Genomic DNA, 17,669 nt, shown 5'->3' with positions numbered 1-17,669 from the left:
ATAGAGAATATTATGTTAATGTCTACGTAATGAAATTAATTTTTTTATAGAAATGTATAAAAATAGAAAAATATTTAATATTATATATTTTTGAAAAAAGTTTAGTTATTATATACTTAAATATTAAAAAAAATAAACTTGAAGTATTGATAAAACAAATGAAATTCTAAAAAAATAAAATTATAAAACTTTTAAAAATTTACTAATACTAAACTATAAAAAAATTAATATTAACAATATAGTTTGAAAAGGTGTGTATATATTGTAAATGCTAGGATTTGAAAAAATAAAAAAGTCTTGATAAAAAATAGAAAAGTTAATATAATAAATTATGGTAGTTTAATAAAGGTAAATTTTAAGTGTAAAAATAATAATCTTAAATTTAAAAAATAATTGAATAAAAATATAGAAAGGAGGTTGGGATATGAAAGTTAATGTCGAAAAATGCGTTAAGGATTACCAAGAGGCTCCATTATTAAATTCATTAAAAGATTATTCACAGATGGATATAGTATGTTTTGATGTACCAGGTCATGTAAGAGCACAAGGTGTAGAAGTACTTAATGATTATTTTGGAGAAAATATTATGAAAATGGATATAAATTCATCTCCACTTATGGATAATGTATCTAACCCAAGAACTATTATAAAAGATTCTCAAAATATGCTTGCTAAAGCTTATGGTGCAGATGAAGCATTTTTTATAACCAATGGTACCACGGGTGCTATACATATAATGATTTTAAGTACCATAGATCAAGGGGATAAGATACTTATTCCAAGAAATATCCATAAATCGGTTATAAATGCACTTATACTTTCTGGAGGACACCCAATTTTTATACAGCCAGAGTTTGATAATTCATTAGGGATTAGTTTAAATGTTAGTTTAAATTGTATAAAGGATGCATTAGATAAACATAAGGATATAAAAGCAGTGTTTTTATTAAATCCAACATACTATGGAGCATGCTCAGATATAGAAGAAATAGTGAAATTATGTCATAGTAAAGGCGTATTAGTATTAGTAGATGAAGCTCATGGTGCTCATTTTAATTTTAATAATGACTTACCAATTTCAGCAATGAATGCAAAGGCCGATATGTCTGCAGTAAGTATTCATAAAACGGGAGGAGCGTTGACACAAGCTTCAGCACTTTTAGTAAATAGAAAAAATATAGATGCGAATAAAGTACAACAAACTATAAATATGATTCAATCCACATCAGCATCATATTTATTAATGGCGAGTATTGATGGGGCTAGATTAAATCTAGAAACTAATGGAGAGTCACAATTATCAAGAGCATTAAATTTATCTAGATATGCAAAATATAAGATAAATAAAATAAAAGGTATTAAGGTAATTTCTAAAGAAATGCTAGAAAATAATGGTGTAGAGTCAATAGATGAGACTAAACTTTGTATAAATGTTAGAGGGTTGGGCTTAACAGGATTTGAAGTCTATGACTTATTATATCAAAATTATAATGTTCAAGTTGAGCTGGGAGATATTTATAATATACTAGCATTAATATCAATAGGAACAACAAAGTCAGATATAGATAAGCTTATAAAAGCTTTAGACTCTATTTCAAAGTCTAACATGTCAAATGAAAAAATTAAATATATAGATATTAAGCAAATAAACCCTATTATAAAACTCAAACCTAGGGATGCTTTTTATAAAAATAAGGAAAGTGTAATTTTGGAAGAAAGTATAAATAGAGTTTGTGGAGAATCTATAATGGCTTATCCGCCAGGAATACCAATAATTGCTCCAGGAGAGATTGTAACTAAAGAAATAATAGAATATATAAAAACTTTAAAAGCAAATAATGCATACTTAACAGACATGAAAGATAAAAGTTTAAATACTATAGTAGTTATAAAAGATTAAAAGAGGAGAGTGATATTGATGAAATTTGAGACACTTGGACGTCACATATTAGTAGAATACTACAACTGCGATGAGGAAATACTTAGAGACCCTAAACTTATAGAAAAATTTATGAATGAATCAGCATTAAATGCAAAAGCAACAATAGTAGATTCTGTTTTCCACCACTTTAATCCATGGGGAGTATCAGGAGCAGTTATAATAGCTGAATCTCACTTAACAATACATACATGGCCAGAATACGGATATGCAGCAGCAGATTTCTTTACTTGCGGAGATATAGACCCTTGGAAGAGTTTTGAATTATTAGAAGAGCTTTTAAAAGCAGAAAGAAGTGAATCTACAGAAATACCAAGAGGATTAACAACTAAAATACAAAAATTAGCAAAAAAAGATTTAGGTAAAATTACTCATAAGCCAGAAGCTATATAAGTAATAAATACCTAAATAAAATAAATAAAATTAAAATAAATTTGAATCTATATTATAACATATAAATAAAAAATACACAAATTAGTCCACACATAGATACAGGACACATAAATATAAAAATTAAAATAAATTTGAATTACTAGGAGGAACTTTTATGGAACTTTGGTACACAGAAGAATGGACAGATAATGTACGTTTTTCAATAAAAGTAGATAAGCATTTATTTAGTGATAAATCTGATTTTCAACAAGTAGATGTATTTGAAAGCAAGGAGTTTGGAAAGTTTCTAACATTAGATGGACTTATGATGGTAAATTATAAAGATGAATTTATATACCATGATATGATAGTTCATACACCTATGGCAACTAACATGAATATTAAAAATGTATTAGTAATAGGTGGAGGAGATGGAGGTACAGTAAGAGAGCTGACTCGTTATCCGCAAATAGAAAAAATAGATATGGTTGAAATAGATAAAATGGTTGTAGATGTATCTAGAAAGTATATAGATATATGTGCATGTAAATTAAATGATGAAAGAGTAAATTTATATTATGAAGATGGTGTAGCATTTGTCAAAAATTCTAAAGATGCATCTTATGATTTAATAATAGTAGACTCAACTGATCCAATAGGACCAGGAGAAGGATTATTCTCAGTAGATTTCTACAATGATTGCTACAGAATATTAACTACTGAAGGTATACTTGTAAATCAAAATGAAAGTCCATATTTTGACTTTAATGCTAAGGAAATGAAAAGAGCAAATGAAAAAATAAATAAGATATTTCCTATAGCAAAAGTTTATCAAGCTCATATACCAACTTATCCATCAGGACATTGGCTATTTGGATTTGCATCTAAGAAGTTTGACCCAGTAAAAGACCAAAATAAAGATAGTTGGGAAAAATTAAACTTAAAGACTAAATACTATAATAGTGATATACATAAAGGTGCATTTATGCTACCTCAATACGTTAAGGATATGTTAGATGAAAACAAATAAATTTTCACATATAAGTACATTTATGGGAATGGAAACTTCTTATGAAGATGCAGAGGTAGTAGTATTTGGAGCAGGGTTTGATGGGACTACTTCAAATAGACCAGGAACTAGATTTGCAAGTAGTGCTATGAGACCAGAGTTTTATGGACTTGAAACATATAGCCCAATATTAGATTTAGACTTAGAGGATTTCAAAATATGTGATATTGGTGATTTAGAATTAAGTATAGGAAATACATATAAAGTTTTAGAAGAAATATATATAGGAACTAAAGAAATTGTAAATGATAATAAGGTTCCTTTTATGATAGGAGGAGAACATTTAGTTACTCTTCCAGCTTTTAAAGCGGTACATGAAAAATATGATGATGTATTTATAATTCACTTTGATGCTCATACAGATTTAAGGCAAGAATATAACAACAATGAAAATTCACATGCTACTGTAATAAAAAGAGTATGGGATATAGTTGGGGACAATAGAATATTCCAATTTGGAATAAGATCTGGTACAAAAGAAGAGTTTGAATTTGCTTTAAAAGATAAGCATACTTATATGGAAGTTGAAACTATAAACACTTTTAAAGATATAATAAATAAATTAGATGGAAAAAATATTTATATAACTATTGATTTAGATGTTTTAGATCCATCAATATTTCCTGGAACAGGAACTCCAGAACCGGGTGGAGTAACATATAGAGAATTTAGAGAAATATTTACTATACTAAAGGAATCAAATACAAATATAGTAGGTTTAGATATAGTTGAATTAAGTCCTGACTATGATAGTACGAATGTATCTACGGTTGTGGCTTGTAAAATATTAAGAGAACTTTCTCTTGTAACAGCGGATAATATAAAAAGTAAAAGAAAGGTGATATGAAAATGGCAAGACATTTATTTACTTCAGAATCAGTAACAGAAGGACATCCAGATAAAATATGTGATCAAATATCAGATTCTATACTAGATGCATTATTAGAGAAAGATCCACATGCAAGAGTAGCTTGTGAAACAACAACTACAACAGGATTAGTATTAGTAGCAGGAGAAATAAGTACTAATACATATGTAGATATTCCTAAATTAGTAAGAGAAACAGTAAGAGAAATAGGGTATGATAGAGCTAAATACGGATTTGACTGTGATACTTGTGCAGTAATAACTACAATAGATGAACAATCAGGCGATATAGCTATGGGTGTTGATGAAGCCTTAGAAAATAGAGAAGGTGAAACAACAGAAGACGAAATAGAAAAAGTTGGAGCAGGGGACCAAGGTATAATGTTTGGTTTCGCTTGTAATGAAACAGAAGAGTTAATGCCACTTCCAATATCTTTAGCTCATAAGTTATCTAGAAGATTAACAGAAGTTAGAAAAAATAAAACTTTAGAGTACTTAAGACCAGATGGAAAGACTCAAGTTACAGTAGAATACGATGGAAATACTCCTGCTAGAGTTCATACTATACTTATATCAACTCAACATGGAGAAGAAGTTACTAACGAAACAATAAGAAAAGATTTAATAGAGCATGTTATAAAAGCTGTTATACCAGCAGATTTAATGGATGAAGAAACTATAATATACATCAACCCAACAGGAAGATTCGTTATAGGAGGCCCACAAGGAGATACAGGTCTTACAGGAAGAAAAATAATAATAGATACTTACGGAGGATACTCAAGACATGGTGGAGGAGCATTCTCAGGAAAAGATCCAACAAAAGTTGATAGATCAGCAGCTTATGCAGCAAGATATGTAGCTAAAAATATAGTAGCAGCAGGACTAGCAGATAAATGTGAAATAGAGTTAGCCTATGCGATAGGTGTTGCTAGACCATTATCAGTATTTATAGATACTTTTGGAACTGGAAAAGTTGAAGAATCTAAATTAGTAGAATTAGTAAATAAACACTTCGATTTAAGACCAGGAGCAATAATAAGAGACTTAGACTTAAGAAGACCTATATACAAGCAAGTAGCAGCTTATGGTCACTTTGGTAGAACAGATATAGATTTACCATGGGAAAGAACTGATAAAGCAGAGCTATTAAGAAAAGAAGCATTAGGACAATAATAAATAGAGAGGTAATCTTTTAAAAGATTACCTCTCTATTTATTATTGATTCCAATGATTTCATCATAAAAATAGGCTAAATAATATAAACCTTAATATTATTTAGACAAGTAGTTAATATTTATATAGTAAACAAGCATATATATGTAATGAGATTTAATATCTATAAGGAGGAATTACTATGGGAGGTAAAAGTAGTATTAGTGAGATAATTAAATTTGCAGGAACATATATATCTGTATGTATAGGGTCTGGATTTGCTACCGGACAAGAAATAATGCAATTTTTTTCAGCACATGGGATAGTTAGTATATTGTCAAATTTAATATGTATGGGTTTACTAGCATATTGTGGATCTAGTTTATTAGAAATTGGGAAAACTCAAAAACTAAGAAGTAGCAATGATATATTTACATATTTATGTGGAAATTATATAGGTGGATTTTTTAAATTATTTATGCCTATATTTTTCTTTTGTAGCTTTATGGTTATGATATCAGGGGCAGGAGCATCTATAAATCAATATTATGGGATAGATAAACAAATAGGTTCCATAATAATAGGATTACTAGCATTAGTATCTGTACTTATGGGAATGAATAAGGTTATAGATATCTTGGGTAATATAGGTCCAATTATAGCTATAATGTCAGTAGGAGTTGGAGTAGTAACTATTGCAAGAAATTATGAATCTCTTTGTGCTGTTAATCAAATATTAACAACGATAGATGTTACTAAACCAGTAGATCACTGGTTAACTACAAGCATAATATACACAGGGCTAAACCTAATAATAGCTACACCATTTTTAGTTGGAGTAGGTTCTACAGCAAAAAAGAAAAGTAGTTGTATATGGGGAGGCATTATTGGTGGAGTATTATTTATGGCAGCTGCTATAGCTCTTAATTTAGGGATAATGTCTGATATAGAAAATATATACATAACTGAAATACCTACTTTATATATGGCTGATAAAATTGGCCCAATCGTAGGGGCTATGTTCTCACTTATGTTAATTGCGGGAATATATACAACTGCAGTTCCGTTACTATGGACTGTATGCACAAGTTATTTTAAGGAAAAGAGTAGTAAGTTCACAGGCATAGCAATATTTTGTACTGTATTAGGAATAATCGGAGGAAGATTACCTTTTGCAACACTAGTAAAACTTATATATCCACTATCAGGTATGTTTGGAGTTATAATACTAATATCCATATTTGTAAATAAGATAAAAAATAATGTATTTGGTATTAATATTAAATATAAAGGTTTATAATATTTGATATAATAAATACATAACTAAAATACTAAGGAGAAAAATATGACAAAACAGCTAGAAATAGATTATGCATTTGGATATGTTTACGACAAAAGCAAGTTAGTAGTAATGTATCCAGTAGGAAGTAATATAATAGATGAAAATGAATATGAGATGGAAGTTGAAGTTGCTTTCTTAGAAGATGGAATAGAGGTTGCATTTGAAGAAAGTGACATAAAAGAAGCAAATGATACTATAAAACCATTAGAAATGTTCTTAATGAAACCAAGCAAAATAATACCATTTGTAACAAGTATAAAAGACTATGAAAGTAAAGAAGAAAATAAAAAATTATTAAAAGAATTTGATGAAGAATATAAAGTAAAGGAAAGTTACATAAATAAAGGATATGAGATAAGAGATGTATATCATGTATTTGAGAATGTGGTAAAATATATACCTCAAGAAAATTTAGATACTTTAAACATATTAAAAATAGAAAAAGAAAAATTTGATATGGACAAATTCATAGAAACTACTAAAAATAATTTAGATGAGGCTATAAACAGTGAATTAATACCTGTTAATATGGAAAAAAGTAACCTAACAAATAGATTATTCCTTAAAACATCAAAAGATACAAGTGCTAAATATGTAGTATTTGGAACAGATATAAGCACATATTCAGAAGGAATACTTTGTGCAAATAAAGAAATAATAAAAGATATGGATGTAGATATGGGAGATCTTGAATTATCAAATACAAAAGATGTTGGATATCTTATTGAAGAAGTTGATGGATACCTAACATTTAAAATATCAAATTATAATAGTCAAACACCTAATGGGAATCAATTAGCACAAATAGTAGATTATAGCGGCGTATTTAAGAAAATGATGATTGATTTTATAGGTCAATTTATAAAATAAAGAATATATTTACATAAATAAAAAATAGAAAAAGTGTCTAGATTTATAGATACTTTTTCTATTTTTAATAAAAAAATTAAACATTATTAAAATATAAAGTAAGTTAAATAATAATTTTTCAAAAGTTTATCTATTATCATGTATTAATAATAAATAAGCTCCACCAGCTAGTTGATTATTGCAATCTATTCTTCCAACTAAATCATTTCCTTTAGATATATAACCATCAGAGTTAACTTTACCAATAGGCGAATTATTTATATGGTGAGAATGAATAGTACCATCTTCTTCTACTCTCCCAATTGGATTATCACTAAGATCATACATAACATTATCACAAACTTTGCCAATAGGACAGTCATGATATAAATGATTATGGACAATGTTATTAGCATCTAATCTTGCAACAGGTCTAGCATTATAAGGAAATTTAACCATTTCAAACATACTTATCACACCTCTCAAAATAAATGTAAAAATTTTGAAAATTAATACAATAATAAAATTCTATATTTATTAACTTACACCTTTTAAATAAAACAAAAATATATAATACATGAATTGAGGTATAAACAACAATATATATAAAATATATTTCTTAAAAAGTATTTTAATACATATATTTTTATGTAAATTATTTTTATAAAGGAGACTTTATGTATACTGAAAATATTAAAAGAAAGGTAGAAGATATAGAGAATTGGTTAATAGAGGTGAGAAGAGAGTTTCACAAGTACCCAGAATTATCATTAAATGAATACAACACTAAAAATAGAATATTAAATTACTTAAAGGAAATGAACATAGAGTATACAGAATTTGAAAAACACAACGGAGTTATGGCTTACATTATAAAACCAAAAAATAATATAACTATAGGAATTAGAGCTGACATGGATGCATTGCCCATAAATGAAGAAAACGAAATTAATTATAAATCAAAAAATAAAGGTGTAATGCATGCTTGCGGACATGATGCTCATATAGCTATGCTACTTGGAGCATGTAAGATTTTAAATGATATGAAAGATAAGTTACATGTAAATGTAAAATTTCTATTTCAACCAGCAGAGGAAACAGTAGGAGGAGCAAAATTTTTAGTAGAAGATAGATGTATGAAAAATCCAGATGTAAATTATATGTTTGGATTACATGTAATGCCATATTTAGAGACTGGATATATAGAGACAAAATATAATATATTAAATGCAAGCACTGATAGTTTAAAAATTATTATAAAAGGTAAAAAATCTCATGGAGCATACCCAGAATCAGGAAAGGATGCTATACTAGTAGCTTCTAGTATAATTTTAGCCCTACAAAGCATAGTAAGTAGAAATATATCACCATTAGATAGTGCAGTTTTGACAATTGGCAAAATTATGGGAGGAGAAGCTCAAAATATTATATGTGAAGAGGTTTCAATGAATGGAATATTAAGAACAATAAACAAAAATACAAGAAAAGAAATGATAAAAAGGATAGAAAATATAGTATCAGATATATGTAGAGCATTTGATTGTAAAGGAGAAGTATTATGGGGAAGCGATGGGTATCCTCCTGTAGTAAATGATGATTATCTAGTAGATATAGTAGCTGAAAGTACAGAAAAATTATTTGGAAAAGATAGATTTATACTAAAGGAGAAGCCATCTTTAGGAGGAGAAGATTTTTCTTATTATTTAGAAGAATGTAAAGGTGTTTTTTATCATATCGGTTGCAGGAATAGTAATCAAGAGGTTACTCAGCTTCATACTTCTACATTTAATATAGATGAAAGATGCTTAGCAGTAGGAACTCTAATGCATATAGCAAATGTTTTATATTTTAATAAAAATTAATTATAAAATTTTGTATATAGAAAAATTAAATAGTTAAACTTAAAAAATAAAATTTAAATTTATTTGTTGTTTTATATATTGACAACTATGTATAAAAATGTAATAATAAATAAAAATGAAAACAAAATAATACTAAATCAGCTTTAAAATAGTCCAGAGAGACTAAAAAGATATTAATGTTTACACTAGTAGTATAGAAATTACTATCCTTTTATCATGCTGATAAAAGGATTTTTTTATGAAATAAAAAAGTTTTATCTTTGGACAACTTAAAAAGGCGGGGTTTTGAATAAAACTAGGAGGATTTATCATGACATTTAAAAAGTTAGTATCATTAGCAACTGTAACTGCATTATCAGCATCATTATTAGTAGGATGTTCAGGCGGAGAAAGTGAAAAGAAAGATGATGGTAAATTAAAAATAGCTATGGTAACAGATGTAGCAGGAGTAAATGATCAATCATTTAATCAATCTGCATGGGAAGGTCTAGAGAAGGCAAAAAAAGATTTAGGAGTAGATGTTACATACTTAGAATCAAAGCAAGATTCAGACTATGCAAGTAACATAGAAACTTTAGTAGACCAAGATACAGATTTAATACTAGGGGTAGGTATGAAATTAGCACCAGCTATAGAAGAAGCAGCTAAAATGTATCCAGACCAAAAGTTTGCTTTAATAGATGAAACATATAAAGAAGTACCTAAAAATGTAGAAGCAGTGCAATTTAACTCAGAACAATCTGCATATTTAGCAGGTATAGTTGCTGGTAAAATGACTAAGACTAATAATGTAGGATTTATAGGTGGTATGGAGTTACCAGTTATAGAAGCATTCCAATATGGATATATGGCAGGGGTAAAAGCCACAAATCCAGAAGCTAAAATACAAGTTCAATATGCAAACTCATTTACAGACCAAGCAAAAGGTAAGGCTATAGCTAAGCAAATGTATTCTCAAGGTGCTGATATAATATTCACTGCAGGTGGAGATGTTGGTACTGGGGCTATAGAAGCTGCCAAGGAAGAAGGTAAATATGCTATAGGTGTTGATAGAGATCAAAGTTCTCTAGCGCCTAAAAATGTATTAACTTCAGCTATAAAAAGGGTTGACGTTGGTGTATATGATGTAGTCGAGAAGTTAAAAGAAGATAAGTTTGAAGGTGGAACAACAACAATATATGGCCTAAAAGAAGGTGCTGTTGGATTACCTGAAAGTACTAAAAACTTAGTACCACAAGATGTAATGGATTATGTAAATCAACAAATTGAAAAGTTTGAAAAAGGTGAATTAAAAGCACCTAAAAATGAAAAAGAATATAATGAAATGGTAAATCAATAGAATAATTTTTAATCTACTATAACTATAAAAATAGAGCTATCTTATAAGATAGCTCTATTTTTTATTTATTAATATTAAGCTAAGCCTAAAATGTTAAATAAGCAAGTTGTCATAAAGCAAATTGTAAATGCTATTACAGTAGGTAGTAAAAATCCGATTAAAGTCCATTTAGCACTACCTGTTTCCTTTTTTATAGTGATTAAGGTAGTAGCACAAGGCCAATGAAGTAAGCTAAATAACATAACATTAAGTGCTGTTAGATAAGTCCATCCATTATCTCTTAAAACTGTTCCTAAAGCTGAAAGTTCATCTAATTCAATCATTGAACCTGTAGCCAAATAAGACATTAGTAAAACTGGTATGACTATTTCATTTGCAGGTAAACCAAGTATAAAGGCCAAAAGAATAAATCCATCAAGACCTATAAATTTAGCTATTGGATCAAGGAAATTTGCTACATGAACTAGAATACTCATGTCTCCTATATAAATATTAGCAAATACCCATGTCACAATACCAGCAGGTATGGCAACTATAATTGCCCTGTATAAGACAAATAAAGTTCTATCAATAATAGATGTATATAAAACTCTTCCTACTTGAGGAGTTCTGTATGGTGGAAGCTCTAGTGTAAAAGTAGAAGGAACTCCTTTTAATAGTGTCTTTGACAACCCATAAGAGACTAAAAGTGTTATTAATACACCAAATACTACTATCAAAGCAATGCAAAGAGCAGTTACTATACTTGTAGAAGTGGAACTTGCAATGGCTGAAGAGAAAAATATTGTAGCTACAGCAATCAAAGTTGGAAATCTACCATTACAAGGAACAAAGTTATTGGTAAGTATTGCAATTAGTCTTTCTCTTGGAGAATCAATTATTCTACAACCTATAACACCAGCAGCATTACAACCAAATCCCATACACATAGTAAGACATTGTTTACCATGACAACATGCTTTTTTAAATAAATGATCTAAGTTAAATGCAACTCTAGGAAGATACCCAAAATCCTCAAGTAAAGTAAATAGTGGGAAAAATATTGCCATAGGTGGCAACATTACAGAAACAACCCAAGCCAGAGTTCTATACATACCAAAAGTAAGCATTTCATTTAACCAAACAGGTAGATGTATAGTTTCTAAAAAATTATATATATGTGGTTCTATACCAAAAAGTACATTAGATATCATCTGTGAAGGATAGTTTGCACCTTGTATAGTTAACCAAAGTATAAAAGCAAGACACAATAGCATTAAAGGAATTCCAAATACTTTAGATGTAATAATCTTATCTATTTTATCATCTCTCTTGTACTTTATATCACTTTTTATATTTATAGATAAATTATATAGTTCAGAAGCATATTCATAATTAGTCTTACTTATACTATCTCTTATTGATTTTTTATCTATATTTAGTGGAAGTTTTGATTTAATTAAATCAATTGATTTGTTACAGTCACCATCTACATAGTCATTCATAGATTTATAAATACTATTATCTCCATCAATAAGCCTTAAAGCAAGCCATCTAGATTTTATAAAAGGAATATATTCTTTTAAGTCTTTTTCTATAATACTTACATAACTCTCAATTTCTTTATTATATTTTATAATTTTATTATTATACTCGTATTGATTTAATACTACTTTATCTAAAGTACATAAAAGTTCATCAATTCCTTTTTTATTTCTAGCTGATGTCAAAACAACAGGTATTCCTAGATATTTTTCTATTTTGTCCTTATTAATAGAAATACCTTTTTTCTCAGCTTCATCAATTAGATTTATGCAAAGTATAACTTTATCAGTTAATTCCATAATTTGAAAAACTAGATTGAAATTTCTTTCTAAAGATGTAGCATCAGCAACAACAATAACTGCGTCTGGATTTCCAAAACAAGCAAAATCCCTAGCCACCATTTCTTCCTGTGATGCAGCAAATAGAGAGTAAGTACCTGGTAAATCTACTAAAGCATATTCTTTATTATTGTATTTAAAATCCCCACGAGCAGTGCAAACTGTTTTACCAGGCCAATTGCCAGTATGTTGCTTTAAGCCGGTTAAAGTATTAAAAACAGTACTTTTACCAGTGTTAGGGTTACCAGCTAAGGCAATGACATACTGGTTGGGCTTTCTTTCAATGTCAAACATATCTTTTAAGGATTTTGCTTTTGTAGAGTCATGAGTTAAACCCATAATAAATCCCCCCTTTATAAAACTAAAAATTAAATTCTAGAAACAATAATGTTATCTCCCTCTTCTTTTCTAAGGGCTATTTTTGCTCCTCTTATATCGTATACTGTTAAATTATTTTTAGGTCCTTTTCTTATAACATGAACTAATGCACCATCTGTAAGACCTAGAGCAAGCATTCTTTCTCTTATATATCCATCAGTTAAAAGTTGTTTAACTATAACTGTAGAGTTTATATCTATATCACTGAGCTTAGTCATAATGCACCTCCATAAAATTCAAACTTAGTCTAAGCTAACTTTCACACTAAATACTATGAAAAAATTATAAGAAATGTTACATAAAAGTACTATTAAAAATAGGCATTTAATATATTTAATATAAGACACATAGGAGGTTAAAACAATGAATAATGAGTATTACACATTTAATGAATATATAAAAAATAATAAACTTAGTCCTAGCGAAGAAGACTATATTGAGATGATATATAGATTATATCTAGAAAATAAGAAAATTAAAGTTGCTGAAGTTGCATTAGCGCTAAATGTAAAAATACCATCAGCAAGTAAAATGGTAAAAAGGCTGAGCGGTAAAAATTTATTGGAACATGAAAGATATGGATGTATAAATTTAAGTCGTGAAGGCAAGAAAATTGGAGAAAAATTATTAAAAAGGCATGACACTATAGAATCGTTTTTAAAAATTATAGGTGTTCAAAATAATCTTCATGAAGAAACTGAAAAAATTGAACATACTATTAGGGAAGAAACATTAGAAAAAATAAGTTTATTAGTAGGATTTTTAGGTGAAAATAAATCTATATTGAAAGAGTTTAAAGACTATATATTAGAAAAAGGCGATGCATATTAATAAAAATAACTAATAATTAAATATATATTGTTAAAAATAACTTATAGAATGATTGAATACAAAATATTAAATTTAACATAAATTGAACAAAAGAAAAGGAGACATACTTTATGAATAAGGATAGCATAAAAGTTATTCCACTTGGAGGTCTTGGAGAAATAGGAAAAAATATAACTGCGATAGAGTATAATAATGAAATAATCATTATTGATTGTGGGATATCTTTTCCGGATGAAGATATGTATGGAGTAGATTTAGTTATACCAGATATACGATATCTGTTAGATAAAAAAGATAAAGTAAAGGGAATGTTTTTAACACATGGACACGAAGACCATATAGGAGCTATACCATATATATTAAAACAGTTAAATATACCAGTATACGGAACGAAACTTACAATAGGACTAGTAGAGAATAAGTTAAAGGAACATGATTTGTTAAATCATGTAGATTTAAACCCTGTAAAAGCTGGTCAAAGTATAAAATTAGAAAATATGAAAATAGAATTTATCAGGGTGACTCATAGTATAGCCGATGCGTGTGGATTAGCCATACACACACCTTTAGGTATAATACTTCATACAGGAGACTTTAAGATAGATTACACTCCTATAGATGGGCGAATGACAGATTTAAACAGAATAGCTACACTGGGCAAAAAAGGTGTACTACTTTTAATGGCAGATAGCACAAATGTTGAAAGAAGTGGACATTCTATATCTGAAAAAACTATAGGAGAAACATTAAATAGAATTTTTACAAATGCTAAAGGAAGAATAATTGTAGCTACATTTGCTTCTAATATTCATAGAATGCAACAGATAGTAAATGCATCTGTAATGCAAAATCGTAAAGTAGTATTTAGTGGGAGAAGTATGGAAAATATATCTCAAGTAGCTATGGAACTAGGATATTTGCATATACCTACAGAATACATAGTAGATATAGATGATATAAGTAAGTATCCAAATAATGAAATAACTATAATAACAACAGGAAGCCAGGGAGAATCAATGGCGGGTCTTTCTAGAATAGCTTATGGATCACATAGAAAGATAATTATAGAACCAGACGACTTTTTTATAATATCTGCATCACCTATACCTGGTAATGATAAGTTAGTTTCTAGGGTTATAAACCAATTATTTAAAAAAGGTGTAGATGTTATATATGAGGATTTAGAAGAAATCCATGTGTCAGGACATGCCTATCAAGAGGAGTTAAAGCTTATTCATAGCTTAGTTAAGCCTAAGTACTTTATGCCAGTACACGGAGAATATAGACACTTAAAACATCATAAAGATTTGGCTATAAAGTTAGGAATGAAGCCTCAAAATGTATTTACCTTAGAAACTGGACAAGTGTTAGAAATAACTAATGAAGGGGTAAATGCAAATAAAAGAGTTCATACAGGGGTTATATTTGTAGATGGTTTAGGAGTTGGTGATGTAGGAAATATTGTACTTAGAGATAGAAGAGATTTAGCTAAAGATGGAATGGTAACTATTGTAGTTGCTATAAATAGAGATAGTTATAGTATAGTAGCAGGTCCAGACGTAATAACTAGAGGATTTATATACGCTAGAGAAGCAGAGGATTTAATAAATAAAATAAAGGAGGTATCAAAAGAAGAGATAGAAAAATGCCTAGAACAAGAAATATTGGAGTGGCAAATACTAAAAACAAATATTAAAAGATCCATAGAACAATTGCTATACCATAAAACTAAAAGAAGACCTATTGTTTTCCCTATAATAATGGAAGTATAGTATATAAAGATATATTAAATAATATAACAAAAAATTAAAAAGCCTTCTATTTGTTTATTTTAAACTAATAGAAGACTTTTTAATTTTTTACTACTTATTAGAGTTAGAAAGTGCTTTTGAGTACCACTTTAAAGATTTAGTATAGTCTTTTTCAATACCAAGTCCATCTTTATACATATTAGCTACTTTTATCTGTGCATATCCGTTCCCACCTTCAGCTAATTTAAGGTATATATCAAATGCTTTAGTATAGTCGATTTTACCTAAAGTCCCATTATAGTAGTTATCAGCATCTATTAGTCTTTTATCCTCAATATCATCGCTAAAATTAGAATTTTCAATAACTAACTCTTCAAAGTTGCCAAAATCTTCAATAGTGTAAGGAATATTAATATCATTATTCATATTTATATTAGAAAAATCTAAGATATCATTATTAATCCAATAATTTAATGCTTTATTATAGTCTTTATTTTCTCCATAGCCATTATAGTATAAATAGTCCAAAACATCTTTAGCTAATATATAGCCTAAATCGACAAGTTTCTCTAAATAGGCATGAGCTTTACAATAGTCTTTTTTATCTTCAGAGAAAACATAGATTAATGCTAGGTTAAACATAGCAGTTAAATTTCCTAAATCCTTAGCCTTTTCAAAGTAATATACACTATCTTCTAAATTTTTATTTACCCCTTCTCCATTAAAAGATAAAACACCGAGCATGTTAAAAGCTTCAGCTATATTAAAAGTGGAAGCTTTTAAATATAAACCAAATGCTTTTTTAAAATTTTTTTCTACATCTAGACCATAATAGTATATATTTCCTAAATTAAAAAATCGAATCCCATTATTTATATATTTATTTTCTGTATTTATAAAACTCAAATATATCTCCTCCAATAAAGTTACATAAGACTTTAACACTTATTATATTACTAAATATAATATGAATGAAATTTATAAAGGGTGAATTAAAATATACTATATGTAGGACTATAGTGGAATTGTTTACGATATAGAAATTACCATATAAAATGAAAAAGGTTAAGGTTATAGGCATAGCTGAGAATTATGTATCTCATTATGTTTAGATGTTTAACAAATACTATATAAAGTTTAAATTATGTAGTTATTATAATGACAGTATCAATAGGAGCTTTAGCCTTTATGCTTCTTTATAAACTGGCAAATGTAAATATTTCAGAAATAATGAGAAAAGTAATTACGATAAAAGTCTTGGGATTTTATGATAATGAGGTAAGTATTTATATACAGAGAAAGTATAATGTTTGGTAGAATAGCAGGTTACAAAAGTTATATAATTGCATTTATATTTAAAATAGTATTATGATTAATTATCAATATATCCATGTATCATAATTAAAAAATGTAGAAATAGTGGAATTTCTCAAATCTGTCGATTAATGATGTAAATTGCAAATATAAAATTATATCAAAAATAAACCGTCCTACATAATATATCTTAAGAGTATAAAAACTCTAGAATATAAATGACAACAGGAGGTAAATATATGAGTAATATGTTAGACAGATTCTTTGGAGGCTGTGAAGGTGGATTTGGAGCATGGTGGATAATAGTACTATTTTTCTTATTCCTAGCATTTGGAGATGTATGGTGTGAAATAGATATATGTTCATGGATACCATTTTTAATATTATTATTAATAATATGTGGACAAGAAGGATTCTTTGATTGTTAAATTAAACTAAATATAATTAAATTAAAAGCTAAGAGTAAAATCTTAGCTTTTTAAATTATTTTAAAACAAAACTTAAAAAAATAAGTATTTTTGCTGATTTACTTGTATATTTTAATATATTTGTGAATACTTAATATATATAAATATATATATTAAAAATACAAAAAATAATCTTGAAATATTGAAAAGTTGAATGTATAATATAACCTTAAAGTGAAAATAAGAGAAAAAATATTACATTTTTAAACAAATTTCACTAATACGAATAAAAATATATATAAAAATACGGTTATCAAAAATTAAATAATTTA

The 17,669-nt window shown here is 27.9% G+C and carries 16 protein-coding genes; 12 read left to right on the top strand and 4 right to left on the bottom strand.

Annotated features, from left to right (window positions below; genetic code table 11):
* Positions 1-424 precede the first annotated feature (424 nt).
* From ABCP60_RS11780 to ABCP60_RS11750, 7 genes are all read left to right on the top strand, one after another.
* Positions 425-1,900, top strand: a complete 1,476-nt coding sequence (locus tag ABCP60_RS11780; protein ID WP_343101804.1) for an aminotransferase class I/II-fold pyridoxal phosphate-dependent enzyme — start codon at positions 425-427, stop codon at positions 1,898-1,900.
* A gap of 18 nt (positions 1,901-1,918) precedes the next feature.
* On the top strand, positions 1,919-2,332 hold the full coding sequence (gene speD, locus ABCP60_RS11775; protein ID WP_343101803.1) for an adenosylmethionine decarboxylase: 414 nt from the start codon (positions 1,919-1,921) through the stop codon (positions 2,330-2,332).
* A 154-nt stretch (positions 2,333-2,486) separates the two neighbouring features.
* Positions 2,487-3,341 (top strand): polyamine aminopropyltransferase, encoded by an 855-nt coding sequence (gene speE / locus ABCP60_RS11770; RefSeq protein ID WP_166504847.1) that lies wholly within the window; start codon positions 2,487-2,489, stop codon positions 3,339-3,341.
* Entirely contained in the window at positions 3,328-4,227 is a 900-nt protein-coding gene (gene speB / locus ABCP60_RS11765) for an agmatinase (protein WP_092923096.1), read from the top strand. The genes speE and speB overlap by 14 nt, the downstream gene beginning before the upstream one ends.
* Positions 4,228-4,229: 2 nt before the next feature.
* On the top strand, positions 4,230-5,423 hold the full coding sequence (metK, locus tag ABCP60_RS11760) for a methionine adenosyltransferase (RefSeq protein ID WP_343101802.1): 1,194 nt from the start codon (positions 4,230-4,232) through the stop codon (positions 5,421-5,423).
* 181 nt (positions 5,424-5,604) lie between these two features.
* Positions 5,605-6,702: a hypothetical protein gene (locus ABCP60_RS11755; RefSeq protein ID WP_092923102.1), complete on the top strand. Its 1,098-nt coding sequence runs from the start codon at positions 5,605-5,607 to the stop codon at positions 6,700-6,702.
* A 45-nt stretch (positions 6,703-6,747) separates the two neighbouring features.
* Positions 6,748-7,614: a hypothetical protein gene (locus ABCP60_RS11750; protein WP_092923105.1), complete on the top strand. Its 867-nt coding sequence runs from the start codon at positions 6,748-6,750 to the stop codon at positions 7,612-7,614.
* Positions 7,615-7,740: 126 nt separating this feature from the next.
* On the opposite strand, the gene ABCP60_RS11745 is transcribed toward ABCP60_RS11750, so the two are convergent.
* Entirely contained in the window at positions 7,741-8,061 is a 321-nt protein-coding gene (locus ABCP60_RS11745) for a hypothetical protein (protein ID WP_195581718.1), read from the bottom strand.
* A 209-nt stretch (positions 8,062-8,270) separates the two neighbouring features.
* Here ABCP60_RS11745 and ABCP60_RS11740 point away from each other — a divergent pair, with 209 nt between their 5' ends.
* Together ABCP60_RS11740 and ABCP60_RS11735 are read left to right on the top strand one after the other, a co-directional pair.
* Positions 8,271-9,455, top strand: coding sequence for a M20 family metallopeptidase (locus ABCP60_RS11740; protein ID WP_195929264.1), 1,185 nt, complete (start codon positions 8,271-8,273; stop codon positions 9,453-9,455).
* A 310-nt stretch (positions 9,456-9,765) separates the two neighbouring features.
* Positions 9,766-10,794 carry a BMP family ABC transporter substrate-binding protein gene (locus ABCP60_RS11735; RefSeq protein ID WP_195929263.1) on the top strand — a complete coding sequence of 343 codons (1,029 nt, stop codon included), beginning with the start codon at positions 9,766-9,768 and terminating at the stop codon, positions 10,792-10,794.
* Between the two features lie 74 nt (positions 10,795-10,868).
* Here ABCP60_RS11735 and feoB read toward each other — a convergent pair whose 3' ends face one another.
* Together feoB and ABCP60_RS11725 are read right to left on the bottom strand one after the other, a co-directional pair.
* Positions 10,869-12,995 carry a ferrous iron transport protein B gene (gene feoB, locus ABCP60_RS11730; RefSeq protein WP_195581719.1) on the bottom strand — a complete coding sequence of 709 codons (2,127 nt, stop codon included), beginning with the start codon at positions 12,993-12,995 and terminating at the stop codon, positions 10,869-10,871.
* 29 nt (positions 12,996-13,024) lie between these two features.
* Complete coding sequence (locus ABCP60_RS11725) at positions 13,025-13,252, bottom strand: FeoA family protein (RefSeq protein WP_092923120.1); 228 nt, start codon at positions 13,250-13,252, stop codon at positions 13,025-13,027.
* Between the two features lie 145 nt (positions 13,253-13,397).
* On the opposite strand from ABCP60_RS11725, the gene ABCP60_RS11720 reads away from it, so the two are divergent.
* Positions 13,398-13,865, top strand: a complete 468-nt coding sequence (locus ABCP60_RS11720) for an iron dependent repressor, metal binding and dimerization domain protein (protein ID WP_092923123.1) — start codon at positions 13,398-13,400, stop codon at positions 13,863-13,865.
* Positions 13,866-13,975: 110 nt separating this feature from the next.
* Positions 13,976-15,637 carry a ribonuclease J gene (locus ABCP60_RS11715; RefSeq protein ID WP_195238552.1) on the top strand — a complete coding sequence of 554 codons (1,662 nt, stop codon included), beginning with the start codon at positions 13,976-13,978 and terminating at the stop codon, positions 15,635-15,637.
* A gap of 90 nt (positions 15,638-15,727) precedes the next feature.
* Here the strand turns inward: ABCP60_RS11715 and ABCP60_RS11710 are convergent, their stop codons facing one another.
* A complete protein-coding gene (locus ABCP60_RS11710) occupies positions 15,728-16,522 on the bottom strand; it encodes a tetratricopeptide repeat protein (protein ID WP_166504857.1) in 795 nt (264 codons plus the stop codon).
* A gap of 656 nt (positions 16,523-17,178) precedes the next feature.
* Between ABCP60_RS11710 and ABCP60_RS11705 the strand changes: the two genes are divergently transcribed.
* A complete protein-coding gene (locus tag ABCP60_RS11705; protein ID WP_092923302.1) occupies positions 17,179-17,358 on the top strand; it encodes a hypothetical protein in 180 nt (59 codons plus the stop codon).
* Positions 17,359-17,669 lie beyond the last annotated feature (311 nt).

The organism is Romboutsia sp. MSSM.1001216sp_RTP31141st1_G3_RTP31141_220114 (assembly GCF_039031195.1).
In the GTDB taxonomy this organism is placed as follows: Bacteria; Bacillota; Clostridia; order Peptostreptococcales; family Peptostreptococcaceae; genus Romboutsia_C; species Romboutsia_C hominis.
Note: the sequence above shows the minus strand (reverse complement) of the source record. Positions and strands in the feature narration are given on the sequence as shown.